This is a genomic window from Streptomyces glaucus (assembly GCF_039533365.1).
In the GTDB taxonomy this organism is placed as follows: Bacteria; Actinomycetota; Actinomycetes; order Streptomycetales; family Streptomycetaceae; genus Streptomyces; species Streptomyces glaucus.
In genome coordinates this window covers 15,254-29,383 of record NZ_BAAATK010000037.1, presented here as the reverse complement: position 1 = coordinate 29,383, position 14,130 = coordinate 15,254, and the positions used below count along the sequence as shown (strand labels likewise).

14 protein-coding genes and 1 pseudogene are annotated in these 14,130 nt (G+C 73.7%); 5 read left to right on the top strand and 10 right to left on the bottom strand.

Annotated elements, in window-relative coordinates:
- Nucleotides 1–53: 53 nt before the first annotated feature.
- The 7 genes from ABD363_RS23835 to ABD363_RS23805 form a co-directional block, all read right to left on the bottom strand.
- Nucleotides 54–644 carry a hypothetical protein gene (locus ABD363_RS23835; RefSeq protein WP_344606919.1) on the bottom strand — a complete coding sequence of 197 codons (591 nt, stop codon included), beginning with the start codon at nucleotides 642–644 and terminating at the stop codon, nucleotides 54–56.
- A gap of 112 nt (nucleotides 645–756) precedes the next feature.
- Nucleotides 757–987 (bottom strand): DUF397 domain-containing protein, encoded by a 231-nt coding sequence (locus ABD363_RS23830; RefSeq protein ID WP_344606917.1) that lies wholly within the window; start codon nucleotides 985–987, stop codon nucleotides 757–759.
- Nucleotides 984–1,847 (bottom strand): helix-turn-helix domain-containing protein, encoded by an 864-nt coding sequence (locus tag ABD363_RS23825; RefSeq protein WP_344606915.1) that lies wholly within the window; start codon nucleotides 1,845–1,847, stop codon nucleotides 984–986. The genes ABD363_RS23830 and ABD363_RS23825 overlap by 4 nt, the downstream gene beginning before the upstream one ends.
- A 245-nt stretch (nucleotides 1,848–2,092) precedes the next feature.
- Complete coding sequence (locus ABD363_RS23820) at nucleotides 2,093–4,312, bottom strand: NADP-dependent isocitrate dehydrogenase (RefSeq protein ID WP_344606914.1); 2,220 nt, start codon at nucleotides 4,310–4,312, stop codon at nucleotides 2,093–2,095.
- A 213-nt stretch (nucleotides 4,313–4,525) separates the two neighbouring features.
- Nucleotides 4,526–5,611: a mechanosensitive ion channel family protein gene (locus ABD363_RS23815; RefSeq protein WP_344606912.1), complete on the bottom strand. Its 1,086-nt coding sequence runs from the start codon at nucleotides 5,609–5,611 to the stop codon at nucleotides 4,526–4,528.
- Nucleotides 5,612–5,675: 64 nt separating this feature from the next.
- Nucleotides 5,676–5,990, bottom strand: a complete 315-nt coding sequence (locus ABD363_RS23810; RefSeq protein ID WP_344606910.1) for a hypothetical protein — start codon at nucleotides 5,988–5,990, stop codon at nucleotides 5,676–5,678.
- A gap of 216 nt (nucleotides 5,991–6,206) precedes the next feature.
- A complete protein-coding gene (locus ABD363_RS23805) occupies nucleotides 6,207–7,106 on the bottom strand; it encodes a lysylphosphatidylglycerol synthase transmembrane domain-containing protein (RefSeq protein ID WP_344606976.1) in 900 nt (299 codons plus the stop codon).
- Nucleotides 7,107–7,358: 252 nt separating this feature from the next.
- Between ABD363_RS23805 and ABD363_RS23800 the strand changes: the two genes are divergently transcribed.
- Entirely contained in the window at nucleotides 7,359–9,251 is a 1,893-nt protein-coding gene (locus ABD363_RS23800; protein WP_344606908.1) for an ABC transporter ATP-binding protein, read from the top strand.
- Nucleotides 9,252–9,342: 91 nt separating this feature from the next.
- Complete coding sequence (locus ABD363_RS23795; RefSeq protein ID WP_344606906.1) at nucleotides 9,343–10,098, top strand: SOS response-associated peptidase; 756 nt, start codon at nucleotides 9,343–9,345, stop codon at nucleotides 10,096–10,098.
- A gap of 150 nt (nucleotides 10,099–10,248) precedes the next feature.
- Here ABD363_RS23795 and ABD363_RS23790 read toward each other — a convergent pair whose 3' ends face one another.
- A complete protein-coding gene (locus tag ABD363_RS23790) occupies nucleotides 10,249–10,818 on the bottom strand; it encodes a DUF6328 family protein (protein WP_344606904.1) in 570 nt (189 codons plus the stop codon).
- A gap of 242 nt (nucleotides 10,819–11,060) precedes the next feature.
- Here ABD363_RS23790 and ABD363_RS32705 point away from each other — a divergent pair.
- Nucleotides 11,061–11,417, top strand: a pseudogene (locus ABD363_RS32705) (glycosyltransferase); the annotation flags it as partial.
- A 144-nt stretch (nucleotides 11,418–11,561) separates the two neighbouring features.
- Here ABD363_RS32705 and ABD363_RS23785 read toward each other — a convergent pair.
- Nucleotides 11,562–11,894, bottom strand: a complete 333-nt coding sequence (locus ABD363_RS23785) for a plasmid stabilization protein (RefSeq protein ID WP_344606902.1) — start codon at nucleotides 11,892–11,894, stop codon at nucleotides 11,562–11,564.
- Between the two features lie 297 nt (nucleotides 11,895–12,191).
- Between ABD363_RS23785 and ABD363_RS23780 the strand changes: the two genes are divergently transcribed.
- Both ABD363_RS23780 and ABD363_RS23775 read left to right on the top strand, forming a co-directional pair.
- Complete coding sequence (locus ABD363_RS23780; RefSeq protein WP_344606901.1) at nucleotides 12,192–12,419, top strand: hypervirulence associated TUDOR domain-containing protein; 228 nt, start codon at nucleotides 12,192–12,194, stop codon at nucleotides 12,417–12,419.
- 6 nt (nucleotides 12,420–12,425) lie between these two features.
- On the top strand, nucleotides 12,426–12,758 hold the full coding sequence (locus tag ABD363_RS23775; protein ID WP_344606899.1) for a DUF3140 domain-containing protein: 333 nt from the start codon (nucleotides 12,426–12,428) through the stop codon (nucleotides 12,756–12,758).
- A gap of 653 nt (nucleotides 12,759–13,411) precedes the next feature.
- Here ABD363_RS23775 and ABD363_RS23770 read toward each other — a convergent pair.
- The gene (locus tag ABD363_RS23770; protein ID WP_344606897.1) at nucleotides 13,412–13,957 is read right to left on the bottom strand and encodes a DUF488 domain-containing protein; all 546 of its coding nucleotides are present in this window, start codon (nucleotides 13,955–13,957) and stop codon (nucleotides 13,412–13,414) included.
- Nucleotides 13,958–14,130: the final 173 nt, after the last annotated feature.

Here is a 14,130-nt window from a genome sequence, read left to right as displayed (position 1 = left end):
GTTGGCGGTGGCGGGCGACAGGATCAAGATCTCATACCGGGGGACGGGCGCTGCTACGGCCGGACGAGGGAGGTCTGACGCGTGGTCCTGCGGGCCTGCGGGGCGGGCAGGTGCCGGACCTCCACGTCGAGCAGCGAGTGCCGGCAGGTGTACGTCGGTGCCGTGTCCACGAGCAGGAGGTAGCTGATCGTCGTGCCGCACCCGATCCGTCCCGGTCCGACGCTCAGCACCGAACCGTGCACCCGGGCCGGCGGAAGCTGGGCCGAGCTGGGGCTGGACTCGGTGCGGAGCACCTCCAGGTAGGGCACGGCCAGGTCCACCCGTAAGGGCTCCCCGCCGTCGAACGCGGTGCTGGCGATGTCCCGTCGGCCGGGGTTGGTGAGTACCACCTCGACGAGATGCGGGTCGGTCAGCAGCGTCCCGTTCCGGCGAACCTCCAGGTTTCCGCCGATGTGCCGGTGCACCAGCGGCCTGTGGCTCACGGTGTAGGTGAGACGCCGTCTGGGGTGCGCGGCCCGGAACGCGGCCCAGACCCCACCGCACCCGACGACGAGGGCCACGGCGACGCCGGCCGCCGTCCAGAAGGTGTCCTCCGTGTAGAAGGCGCCGGACGCGACGGGCAGGAGGGAGGGTACGTTGTGCACGGGCAGCCCGACGCGCCGAGGGGCCGGTCGCGCGTCGTACTCCATTCGTACGTGCGGCAACTGATCCGGATGGCACACCGCCCCGGCCCGCCAGCGGTTCCCTGACAACTGTTCAGGGACGGGGGAGCGGAGCCTCGCCCGCTCCTTCGAGGAACGCCCGCCACCGGCGCGGTGTGAACGCGAGGATCGGCCCACCGGTGTTCTTGGAGTCCCGGACGGCGACGACGCCGTCGGCGACGGCTACCTCGACGCAGGCTCCGTTGCCCGAACTGCGGCTGCTCCTGCGCCAGTCGGCGTCGTCCGGGTCTATCCGCGGCGGGTGCCGCTCGTCGTGCGTGTTCATGACGCCTGGATCTCCCTTGCTATCCGCTCCAGCGTGGCGGGTGTCTCCTGCGGATCGGGAGCCGCGGCCCGCACGAGATCGAAGGTCTGGACGAAGGTGCGCACGTCGCGTTCCTTCTCCAGGTACACGTTTCCGGCGATGGAGTTGACGTAGACGACCGTCGGGATGCCGGGTTCGAACTCCAGCAGTGAGAAGGTCCCGGCCAGAGCCGCGTGGGCGCCCTTGGCGGTCGGCATGATCTGGATCGTCACGTTCGGCAGGGACGCAGCACCGGCCAGGTGCTCCAACTGGGCCGCCATGACCTCCGTGCCGCCGACGGGGCGGCGCAGGGCGCTCTCCTCCACCACCACCCACAGTTCCAGCGGCTCGGGTTCACGGGTCAGCAGCGCCTGCCGTTCCTTGCGGAAACGCACCAACTGCTCCACCTCGTACGGCTTGTTGGGCCGTACGGCGGCGATCACCGCGCGGGCGTAGTCCTCGGTCTGCAGCAGACCGTGCACGAAGGTCGGTTCGTACGAGCGCAGGGCGCGGGCGTCCGCCTCCAGTCCCGCATAGGTGGCCATGCCCGAGGGCAGCACTTCCGCGTAGTGCGCCCACCAGCCCTGCTGCTGGGCGTCCTTGTGGATCTGCAGGACGGTCTCGGTCAGTGCCCGGTCCGTGACGCCGTACCACTGGAGCAGGTCGCGGACGTCCCGTGCCTTGATCGGCGCCTGCCCGGTCTCCACCCTGCTGATCTTGGACATCGAGCACTCCAGGTACGCCGCGGCGTCCTCGATCCTCTTGCCCGCGTGTTCACGCAGGCGCCGCAGCTCGGCTCCGAGCTGACGCCGCCGCAGTGTGGGACCACCGGCCGCAGCCATCGCCTCCCCCTCGCATTCCGTGTGGTGATGCGTTGCCCACCGCAAGTGTGTTCACCGTCAAGTTCCTTCCTCTTGAGCATAGTTGAGGGGAGATATATGGCTCACGCAATTGCGTGAAAAAGATTCTCCGGCCGCCCAGCGTGCCGTCGTCCGGACGCACGACCGCCCCGGCGGGACGGGTCCCGCCGGGGCGGCGTGTCGGATCGGTTCGGGTTCTCCCGCGCGTCAGGGGCGCGGGCACCGGATCAGCTCAGCGACGCGAGCGCCTCGTTCCAGGTGGCGGACGGGCGCATGACCGCCGCGGCCTTGGCCGGGTCGGGCTGGTAGTAGCCGCCGATGTCGGCCGGCTTGCCCTGGACGGCGATCAGCTCGTCGACGATCTTCTGCTCGTTGGCGGCGAGCGTCTCGGCGAGCGGGGCGAAGGCCTTCGCCAGGTCCGCGTCGTCGGTCTGCTTCGCCAGCTCCTGCGCCCAGTACAGCGACAGGTAGAAGTGGCTGCCGCGGTTGTCGATGCCGCCGACGCGCCGGGTCGGGGACTTGTCCTCGTTGAGGAAGGTCGCCGTGGCGCGGTCGAGGGTGTCGGCCAGGACCTGGGCGCGGGCGTTGCCCGTGACCTTCGCGTACTGCTCGAAGGCCGGCACCAGGGCGAAGAACTCACCGAGCGAGTCCCAGCGCAGGTAGTTCTCCTTGACCAGCTGCTGCACGTGCTTGGGCGCGGAGCCGCCGGCCCCGGTCTCGAACAGGCCGCCGCCCGCCATCAGCGGGACGACCGACAGCATCTTGGCGCTGGTGCCCAGCTCCAGGATCGGGAACAGGTCGGTCAGGTAGTCGCGCAGCACGTTGCCGGTGACGGAGATGGTGTTCTCGCCGCGGCGGATGCGCTCCACCGACAGCTTGGTCGCCTCGACGGGGGGCAGGATGCGGATGTCCAGGCCCTCGGTGTCGTGCTCCGGCAGGTACTGCTCGACCTTGGCGATCAGGTTGGCGTCGTGGGCGCGGGTGGCGTCCAGCCAGAACACCGCCGGGTCGCCGGTGGCGCGGGCGCGGGTGACGGCCAGCTTCACCCAGTCGCGGATCGGGGCGTCCTTGGTCTGGCAGGCGCGGAAGATGTCGCCGGCGGAGACGGTCTGCTCGATGACGACGGTGCCGTTGCCGTCGACCAGGCGGACCGTGCCGGTGGTCGGGATCTCGAAGGTCTTGTCGTGGCTGCCGTACTCCTCGGCCTTCTGCGCCATCAGGCCGACGTTCGGGACGGAGCCCATGGTCGCCGGGTCGTAGGCGCCGTTGGCGCGGCAGTCGTCGATCACGGCCTGGTAGACGCCGGCGTAGGAGGAGTCCGGCAGCACGGCGAGGGTGTCGTGCTCCTGGCCGTCCGGGCCCCACATGTGGCCGGAGGTGCGGATCATGGCCGGCATGGAGGCGTCGACGATGACGTCGGAGGGCACGTGCAGGTTGGTGATGCCCTTGTCGGAGTCGACCATGGCCAGGTCGGGGCCCTCGGCGAGCTCGGCGTCGAAGGAGGCCTTGATCTCGGCGCCCTCCGGCAGGGACTCCAGGCCCTTGAAGATGCCGCCCAGACCGTCGTTCGGGGTCAGGCCGGCCGCGGCGAGCGTCTCGCCGTACTTCGCGAACGTCTTCGGGAAGAAGGCGCGCACCACGTGGCCGAAGATGATCGGGTCGGAGACCTTCATCATCGTGGCCTTCAGGTGCACGGAGAACAGGACGCCCTCCTGCTTGGCGCGGGCGACCTGCTCCGCGAGGAACTCGCGCAGCGCGGCGACGCGCATCACGGAGGCGTCGACGACCTCGCCCCGCTGGACGGGGACCGACTCGCGCAGCACGGTGGTGGTGCCGTCGTCGCCGACCAGCTCGATACGCAGCGTGCCGTCCTCGGCGATGACCACGGACTTCTCGGTGGAGCGGAAGTCGTTCTGGCCCATGGTCGCCACGTTGGTCTTCGACTCGGCGGTCCAGGCGCCCATGCGGTGCGGGTGGGTCTTGGCGTAGTTCTTCACCGAGGCGGGGGCGCGGCGGTCGGAGTTGCCCTCGCGCAGCACCGGGTTGACGGCGGAGCCCTTGACCTTGTCGTAGCGGGCGCGGATCTCCCGCTCCTCGTCGGTCTTGGGGTCGTCCGGGTAGTCCGGCAGCGCGTAGCCCTGGCCCTGCAGCTCGGCGATCGCGGCCTTCAGCTGCGGGATGGACGCCGAGATGTTCGGCAGCTTGATGATGTTGGCCGCGGGCGTCTTGGCCAGCTCGCCCAGCTCCGCGAGCGCGTCCGGGATGCGCTGCTCCTCGGTCAGGTACTCCGGGAAGACGGCGATGATGCGCCCGGCCAGCGAGATGTCGCGGGTCTCCACAGCGACCCCCGCCTGCGAGGCGTACGCCTGGACCACCGGCAGGAAGGAATACGTCGCCAGGGCCGGGGCCTCGTCAGTGTGCGTATAGATGATGGTCGAGTCAGTCACCGGGTGCTCCGCTCCACGTCTGCAACATTGCTCGACATCAAGATATCTCGTGATCGCCCCCGGTTCGACAGGGGTCCGGGGAGCTGGCCGTGGTCCGTGGGGGAGTTCCGCCGCCCGGTGGCCTGATCCGGCCGTCCCGGCGGGAGGGCGCTCCTGACGCCCTGCGGCGGCCGGGCCCGTCCCCCGGGCCGGGACCGGCCGCCGCGGCGCCCCTCAGTCGAGCCGGGCGGCGGCCGTGTCGTCCGATTCGCGCTGCTGCGGTATCACCACCGTGCCCTGCTGCAGCGCCACCGTCCGGGTGGGCGCCGGGATGCGGATGCCCTCCTCCCGGTAGCGCTTGTGCAGCCGCTTGATGAACTCGTGCTTGATCCGGTACTGGTCGCTGAACTCGCCGACGCCCAGGATGACCGTGAAACCGATCCGGGAGTCGCCGAAGGTGTGGAAGCGCACCGCCGGCTCGTGGTCCGGGACCGCGCCGGTGATCTCCGTCATCACCTCGGCGACGACCTCCGTCGTCACCCGCTCGACGTGCTCCAGGTCGCTGTCGTAGGCGACGCCCACCTGCACCAGGATGGTCAGCTGCTGCTCGGGACGCATGAAATTGGTCATGTTCGTCTTCGCCAGCTGGCCGTTGGGGATCACGACGAGGTTGTTGGACAGCTCGCGGACCGTGGTCTGCCGCCAGTTGATGTCCTCGACGTAGCCCTCCTCGCCGCTGCTGAGCCGGATGTAGTCGCCGGGCTGCACCGTCCTGGAGGCGAGGATGTGGATGCCGGCGAAGAGGTTGGCGAGCGTGTCCTGCAGGGCCAGGGCGACGGCCAGGCCGCCGACGCCCAGGGCGGTGAGCAGCGGGGCGATGGAGATGCCCAGCGTCTGCAGCACCACCAGGAAGCCGATCGCCAGGACCAGGATCCGGGTGATGTTGACGAAGATCGTGGCCGATCCGGCGACCCCGGACCGGGACTGCGTCACCGTCCGCACCAGCCCCGCGACCACCCGGGCCGCCGTCACCGTCGCGACGGACATGACCAGCACGGTCAGCGCCTGGTTGGTGTGGTGCTGGACCGTGCGCGTCAGCGGCAGCGCCGCCGCGGCGCCCGCCGCGCCGCCCGCGACCGCGGCCCAGGGCACCACCGTGCGCAGGGCGCCCACGATGACGTCGTCCCCGCTCCAGCGGGTGCGGCCGGCGTGCTTGCCCAGCCAGCGCAGCAGGATGCGCAGCAGGAAGGCCGCCAGCAGGCCGGCGGCCAGCCAGATTCCGGCGATGACCAGATCGTGCACGGTGAGTCCGCGGGTCACCGGTCACCCCCGGGGACAAGCGCTGCGGCGAACCCACTCGCCGACGGCCGGATGTGAGGTCTCATCACGTCGTCACCTGCTCGTTTCCGGGATGTTCCAGCAGGCCGGCCGCCCGTCGCCGCGCGGCTGGCGCGATGGCCCATCCTGCCGTATCGGGAACAGCGGCCCGCACCGTGCGCGGCGGTCGCACGACGCTCCCGGCCGGTTCGGCCCGGTCCCGGCCGGAGCCGTCCGCGGCGGTGGCCGGGATGCCGTACGGGCGGCGGGCGGCGGACCGCCGCCCGGCGGCCGGGACCAGCGGGGCGACGGACGCGTGGTCCGCCGCGCCGACCGTCACCGGCGGCGACCGCGGCAGGCAGGACGGCACCGTGACGAGCACCGCCCGCACCACCGCGATCCAGCCGACCGGTCCGCTCCATCGCCCCAGGTTCCACGGTCCGGGCGTGACCCCGGCACCGGCGTGCGGACGCAGCGGGAGCGGGGCGGCGTACGCGGGCGTGCCGCCGGTGACGCCGCCGCCGGTGACCGCGCCGCGCGCCGTCGCCGGCCCCGTGCGGGCCGCGGGACCCTCGGGGGCCGGCGGTCCGGGGCGGGTTCAGATCACCTTCAGCCGCACCAGCGCGCCCAGCGTCAGCGCCCCCGGCAGCAGGGGGAGCCAGACCGTGATGATGCGGTAGGCGAGGACCACCGCCGTGGCCACGGCCGCCGGGCCGCCGGCCGCCACCAGGGCCACGATCAGGGCCGTCTCGACCGAGCCGATGCCGCCCGGCGTGGGTACCAGCGCGACGGCGACCGTCGCCGCCAGATAGGCCAGCGCCATGTGCGCGGCGGGCACCGGCAGTCCCAGCGCCCGCCCCACCAGCACCAGCCCGGCGGCCTGCAACGCCGGGAAGGCCAGCGAGCCGCCCCACAGCGCGAGCGCCCGCGCCGGGCGGGCGTGCACCGAGCGGGCCTCCCCGAGGGCCGTCCGCAGGAACGACAGCACGGCCGTCCGCAGCCGCGGCACCAGCGCGAGCGCGCCGGCCGCCGCCACCAGCGCCGCGGCGGCGGCCGCCGGCAGCGAGCCGAGCGCCTCCTCGGGCAGCGCACCCCCCAGCCGCAGCGCGTCGGGGAAGGCGATCAGCAGCGCGCCCAGCAGCGCCAGCCGGCCGATGGACTCCGCCAGCAGATACAGCGCGAGGGCGGCCGAGGAGCGGGCGAGCGGCAGCCCGCACACCGTCATGAACCGCAGGTTGACCGCGCTCGCGCCCAGGCCCGTCGGCAGCAGGTGGTTGGCCGCGCCCGCCGCGAACTGCGTGGCGAGCAGCCGCAGCCGGGGCAGCCGCTCGACGACCGCGCCCTGCCGGGTCACGGCGGCGGCGACCCAGGTCAGACAGGTCGCGCCGACCGCGGCCAGCAGCCAGGGCCACCGCGCGGATCCGAGGTGGACGAGGCCCTCGGCGAGCACGGACCGGTGCCGCACCGCCACCACGGCGACGAGCGGGAGCGGGAGCAGGCACAGGATCTGACGGACCGGGACGCGCCGGGGAGACCGGGAGAACCGGGGGAGCCGGGGCACCCGGGAGAGCCGGGAGGACCGCTCCCGGGGGAGGTCGGGGAGGTGTGCCGCTGTCACACCCGAGGAGAGTGGCCGTACCGCGCCAACCGCGGGTTGCGGCGGCGGGGCGGGCGGCTTACGGGCGGTCGTCGGGTCCGCCGGGATCCCGGTGTTGACCTCAACAATACTTGAGCTTCTAGGTTCGCTGCCATGAGCATGGAGACCACAGCCTGGAACCAGCTGCACAGCGTCGTGAACGCCCAGCGGGAGGAGCGCCCCCTGACCCGCGCGGCCCTGCGCCGCATCGGCGTCTTCGCCCGACCGCACCGCCGCCGCATCGCCCTGTTCGTGGCACTCGGCGTGCTCACCGCACTGCTCGCCGTCGCCACCCCGGTCCTGGCCGGGCGCGTCGTGGACGTGATCGTGTCCGGCGGCGACGAGGGCACCGTCGTACGCCTGGCCCTGCTCATCGCGGCCCTCGCGGTGGTGGAGGCGGCGCTCGGCGTCCTCGGCCGCAGACTCTCCGCGACGCTCGGGGAGGGCCTCATCCTCGACCTGCGGACGGCCGTGTTCGACCACGTGCAGCGCATGCCGGTCGCGTTCTTCACCCGCACGCGTACGGGAGCGCTCGTCTCCCGCCTCAACAACGACGTCATCGGCGCCCAGCGGGCCTTCAGCACCACGCTGTCCGGGGTGGTCGGCAACCTGGTCACGCTGCTGCTCACCCTCGCCGTCATGCTCACCCTGTCCTGGCAGATCACCCTGCTCGCGTTGGTGCTGCTCCCGGTGTTCGTCGTGCCCGCCCGGCGCGTGGGCAGCCGCATGGCCCGGATGCAGCGCGAGGCGGCCGCCCTGAACGCGGCGATGGGCACCCGGATGACCGAGCGGTTCTCGGCGCCCGGGGCCACGCTGGTCAAGCTGTTCGGACGGCCGGAGGAGGAGTCGGCCGAGTTCGCGGCGCGGGCCCGCCGGGTGGCGGACATCGGCGTCCGCACGGCCACCGCCCAGGCGGCGTTCATCACCGCGCTCACCCTGGTCTCCGCCCTGGCGCTGGCCCTCGTCTACGGCCTCGGCGGCTTCTTCGCCCTGCGCGGCACCCTCGAACCGGGCGCGGTGGTCTCCCTCGCGCTGCTCCTGACCCGCCTGTACGCGCCGCTCACGGCGCTCGCCGGGGCGCGGGTGGAGGTGATGAGCGCGCTGGTGAGCTTCGAGCGCGTCTTCGAGGTACTGGACCTGAAACCCCTCATCGAGGAGAAGCCGGACGCGCGCCCGGTCCCCGACGGCCCGGTGTCGGTGGAGTTCGACGACGTCCGCTTCGGCTACCCCGCCGCCGACAAGGTCTCCCTGGCCTCCCTGGAGGAGGTGGCCTCCCTGGACACCCGGGGCGGGACCGAGGTCCTGCGCGGCATCTCCTTCCGCGCGGAACCGGGGCGGACGGTGGCGCTCGTCGGGTCGTCCGGCGCCGGCAAGTCGACCATCGCGCAGCTGCTGCCGGGCCTGTACGACGTCGACGGGGGCGCGGTGCGCATCGGCGGCGTCGACGTCCGCGACCTGACGGCCCGGTCCCTGCGCGACACCCTCGGCATGGTCACCCAGGACGGCCACCTCTTCCACGACACGGTCCGCGCCAACCTGCTCCTGGCCCGCCCCGCCGCGACCGAGGAGGAGCTGTGGGACGCCCTGCGCCGCGCCCGCCTCGACGACCTCGTGCGGTCCCTGCCGGACGGCCTCGACACGGTGGTCGGGGAGCGCGGCTACCGGCTCTCCGGCGGCGAGCGCCAGCGCATGACCATCGCCCGGCTGCTGCTGGCCCGCCAGCGGGTCGTCGTCCTCGACGAGGCCACCGCCCACCTGGACAACACCTCCGAGGCCGCCGTCCAGGAGGCGCTGGCCGAGGCCCTGGAGGGCCGGACGGCCATCGTGATCGCCCACCGCCTGTCCACCGTCCGCACGGCGGACCTGATCCTGGTGGTCGAGGCGGGCCGGATCGTCGAACGCGGCACGCACCAGGACCTGCTGGCGGCGGGCGGCCGGTACGCCCAGCTGTACCGGACGCAGTTCGGACGCCGGCCCGGGCCCGCGCCCGTGGGGGAGGCGGCGTAGGCGGGGACCGGCCGGCGCCGCCGCGGGCCGCTTCCGCCGCCGCGCCCGGGCGGGCCGGGCGCGGCGGCGGGCGCCGTGGCACAGTGGCCGTATGTGCGGTCGTTACGTCTCCACCCGCGGTCCCGAGGACCTGGCCCGCCTCTTCGGCGTCACCGACTGGAGCCCCGAGGAGGCGCTGGCGCCGAACTGGAACGTCGCCCCCACCCATGACGTGTGGGCCGTGTTCGAGCGGCCCCCGCGCGACGGCGACGGCGGCGAGGCCGGCCCGGCCCGGCGGGTGCTGCGCCCGCTGCGCTGGGGACTGGTGCCCTCCTGGGCGAAGGACGCCGGTATCGGCGCCCGGATGATCAACGCCCGGGTGGAGACGGTGCACGAGAAGCCCGCCTACCGCCGCGCCTTCGCCAAGCGCCGCTGCCTGCTGCCGGCCGACGGCTTCTACGAGTGGCAGCAGACCGAGGACGAGAGGACGGGCAAGCCCCGCAAGCAGCCGTACTACATCCACCCGGCCGACGGGCGGGTGATGGCGCTCGCCGGACTGTACGAGTCCTGGCGCGATCCCGAGGTCGAGCACGACGACGACCCGGCCGCCTGGCTGACGACCTGCACCATCATCACCACCGAGGCCACCGACGCCGCCGGCCGCGTCCACCCCCGCATGCCGCTCGCCCTCGCCCCGGACCGCTACGACGACTGGCTCGACCCCGGCCACCAGGACCCCGACCGGCTCCGCGCCCTGCTCACCCGGCCCGCCGACGGCCACCTCACCGCCCGCCCGGTCTCCACCGCCGTCAACAACGTCCGCAACAACGGGCCCCGGCTGCTGGACGAGGCGACCGGGCAGGCGTGACGGCACGGGCCAGGACGCCCTCCCCGTCCTGCGCGGGACCGGCGGCGCCCCGGCCGTCCGCCGGGGACGGGGCGGTCCCGGGGCCCGGGCGGAAGGATGCCCCGCCGCGGCGCCCGGTCATGGCTTCTCGCCCCCGTGGCCCCGGACGCGCTATGCGTCGTCGGTGCGGGGGCGCCGGGCGGCGCGGCGCCGCAGGAGCAGCGGCAGCGCGTACCAGCACAGGCCGAACCACAGCATGACCGCGCCGACGAGCACTTCGGCGAGGACGCCGGGAACCACGAAGCGCAGGATCAGCAGGAGGGTGCAGCCGATGGTCAGCGCGAGGAGGACCATGCCGCACATCATCAGGCGGCAGGCGGTCTCCACCAGCTCGTCCTTCATGCGCTGGCCGGACAGGAAGCGGTGGAGGGAGACGGGCGCTATCAGCGATCCCGTGGCCGCCGCGCCGAGCACCACGGTGGTGACGTAGATGGCGCGGTCCAGCGTCTCCAGCTCCCGGAACAGCGGGGTGAAGGCCACGCTGAGCAGGAATCCGAAGAGGATCTGCACGCCGGTCTGGGTGACCCGGGTCTCCTGCAGGATCTCGTTCCAGCGGCGGTTGACCCGCTCGCGCGGGGTCTCCGGCGCCTCGTCACCCGGCTTCGACCGGTGGCCGTCGTGGCGCGCGCAGCAGGCGGTGTCCTCTCTCGCCGACTGCACCGACTGCTCCGTCATGGTCATGGCATCCTCCAAATCCCAGAGGGAACCGTTTGCCCTGCTCGGGCCCTTCCATGCAGGTCATGAACACGCCAGGACCGTTCCGTGCGCGGCAGGGCCGTCCCGCCGGATGCGGACCCGCCCCGGCCGCCCGCCGCCGCTCCCGGACCTGCGGGACGCGACCGGGCGGTGCATCATCGGCTTGGTGGTGACGACGGCCGACGCCCGCCGCACCATCCACCACACCGGGTGACGCAGGGAGCGACATGACCAGGGCGACCCCGACGGTGGCGGGGGCCGGCCGGCGGCCGGCCAGGGTGAAGCCTGGTCATCGCCACCCGGAACCGCCGCACCGAGCTGGTGGGCACCCTGCGACTCCTGGCCGACCTGCCGGGCCGCCCAGGAGTCGTCGTGGTCGACAACGCTTCCGACGACGGCACCGCCCGGCGGTCGCCGAGGAGTTCCCGGACGTGCGGCTCATCCGGCTGCCGCGCAACGCCGGCGCCTGCGCCCGGAACGTCGGGGTCGAGCGGGCCGGCACGCCCTGTGTCGCGTTCAGCGACGACTCCTGGTGGGAACCCGGCTCCTTGGCCCGGGCGACCGATCTGCTGGACCGCCACCCGCGGACGGCCGCGCCGGCCGGGCGCATCCTCCTCGGAGAGGGCGCCGAGACGGACGCGGTCTCACGCAAGATGGCATCGGCCCCCCTGGGACGGCCGGGGGACCTCCCGGGCACGACCGGCGCCGGCACCCCGGGCCGGCGGCGGTCAGCGGCCGAGAGCCCTGGCGAGCTGGTCCTTGTTCATCGTGGACCGGCCCTCGACGCCCTTCTTCCTCGCCTCCTGGTAGAGCTGCTCCCGGGTGGGGCCCGAATCCCCGCTCCGGGACTTTCCGGACCTCTCCCCGCCGCGCTGCGACGGCGACTTGCCCCTCGTCGAGCCGCTGCTCGACGATTTCGCCTCGCCGGACCGGGCGCGCTGCTTGTTCACCGTCCTGGCGGCCAGCTCCTCGGCCCGCCCCTCGGACGCGCCGCGCTTCTCGGCGCTGTCCTTGATGTGCTCGTACTGGCGCTCCCGCTTGAAGCTGGACCCTGCAGGCATGATCGGTCTCCTTCCGGTTCCGGCGCGCTGATTCCGTACGGGAAGCCCGCCGGCTCGATGGGTGCGGGGAGAGTTTCCTTCGGCGGGCCGGTGAAACGGCCGTCGCCTCACGGGGCCGCCGGCCCCGCGACGTCCCGGCCGCTCCCCGGGCGCCCTGCCCCGGCCACGGACCGCCGAGCCGCCGGGCGGCGCCCCCGGCCCCGGCCGCGCCGGTCCGGAGCTGCGGCGCGGCCGGAAAGCCTCCACCCTGGAAGACGGGAAGCGAGCCGTCCGCGACGAGCGGTGAGGGAGAACGAGATGGCGAAGAGCCGGGGCGAGGGCAGGAAGACGAAGAAGGGCGACAAGGTCGCCTGGAGCAGTCACGGCGGTCAGGCCGAGGGCGAGGTGGAGAAGGAGATCACCGAGCGGACAAAGGCCGCGGGACGGACGGTGGACGCCTCGCCCGAGGACCCGCAGTACCGGGTCCGCAGCGAGAAGTCCGGCAAGTCCGCGGTGCACAAGCCGTCCGCGCTGAGGAAGAAGTGATGCCGCGTGGACGACGACGAGCGCAAGGAGACCTGGGACGCGTTCCGTGAGCTGGTGAACATGAAGCCGGCCGACCTGGAGCAGTGGCTGGCTTCGGAACAGTCGCGGAGCGCCGGGCAGCACAAGGACGGGGACGAGTCCACCGGACACGCCTCCGGCCGGCGGATCGTGGACATCCTGCGCGCGAAGAAGGGCGACCTCTCGGACGACGACTACCAGCACATGCGCAAGGTCGTCGGCTACGTCCGGCGGCATCTCGCCCAGCGGCCCCAGGGCGACGTACGGGACACCCGGTGGCGGCATTCGCTCATGAACTGGGGCCACGACCCGCTGGCCTGAGACACGTCGGGGCATGAGGCGGGCCGGTTCCGCCCCGTCTCGCTCGGCCCGGACCCCTGGGGGCCGGCCGGGCCGTGCGCCGCGCGGGCCCCACGCCCGGCCGAGGGGGCGCGGAACGGGCGCAGGACGACGAACCGAGCGGTTCCCCGCGGTGCCGGCCGGCGCGGCCGGGACGCCGCAACGGTCGGCGATGCCGCGCACGGCCGGGGAGGACGCTGTGTGCGGCCCGGAGGGACTTCCGCGGTGAGGTGCTCCGGCGGCCGGCGGCCGGCGACCGCGGCGACCCGGGGAAGACGACGGCCGCCGTCCCCTTCCGGCAGGTGGTCTTTCCCCCTCGGCGGGTAGCAGTCGTGGACGGGCGGGTACCTGTGCCGCCCATGGATTCCCGTCGGCAGAAAGAGGCCGCCCGCGAGTGACCGGATCGCGGACATCTGGGGCGCGCGCACCCCGCACGCCAGGGACACGCCCTGGCCGGTGCGGGTCGACGCCCATCTGGACGCGTCGGTGGCCGAGGCGGCGGGACGCCCCGCGGAAGGCGCCGGTGCGGCGGGGCCGGCGGTCCCGGGGATGCCGCCCGGGACGCCCCCGAAGCGGACCGGTCCGGCAGGCGCTGGACGCGCCTCACTCCCGCGCGGTCGGGGCTCCGTACGCGGTCAGGGTTCCGCGCGGGGCTGGTCGTCGTAGACGAGGAGGCCGTCGTCCCGCAGCCGGACCCCCGGAGTCGGGGTGTGAGCGGTCAGGCGTCCGTCGTGCATCAGGTGGCGGACGGGCACCGCACGGGCGACCACCGCGAAATCGGCGATGAGGCGACGATGACACCGCCACCACACCGCTTCACTGCACATCACGGCCGTGCGGGTCCCCGCCGCCTGCTGCAGCAGGCGGTCCATCGCGGCGAGGAACTGCGGCGTACGGGTGTGGGCCGCATAGCCGCGGAAGGAGGCATTGCGCCACACGGTGTCGGGCGACTGCGGCGGCGGCCTGCGGAAGCCCCCCAGGTCCCGCTCCCACCGGTAGGCGATCCCGCCGGCGGGCAGCCACTGCGCCAGGCGCTCCCGGGACAGGTCGGGGTCGCGGCGGCTGCCGGGGGCGGTCCGTACGTCCACCACGGCGGCGACGGCGGCTTGAGCCAGCAGCTCGCGGATCGCGGCGTGCCCGGCCGTGCTGTGTCCGAACGTGATCAGTTCCGGTGGGCGCATCCCCTCACCAGCTTTCCCCTCCCGCCCCGGCACACACGGGACGGGAGGGCCGGGCGGTCCCCGCGGGCCCGGCCCGCGCCCGGGGGCGGGTCCGGGCGGCGGCCGGCGCCGCACACCGGCCCGGGTGCCCCGCGCGGCGGCGGCCGGGCCGCGGCCCCGGTCCGGGCACGGGC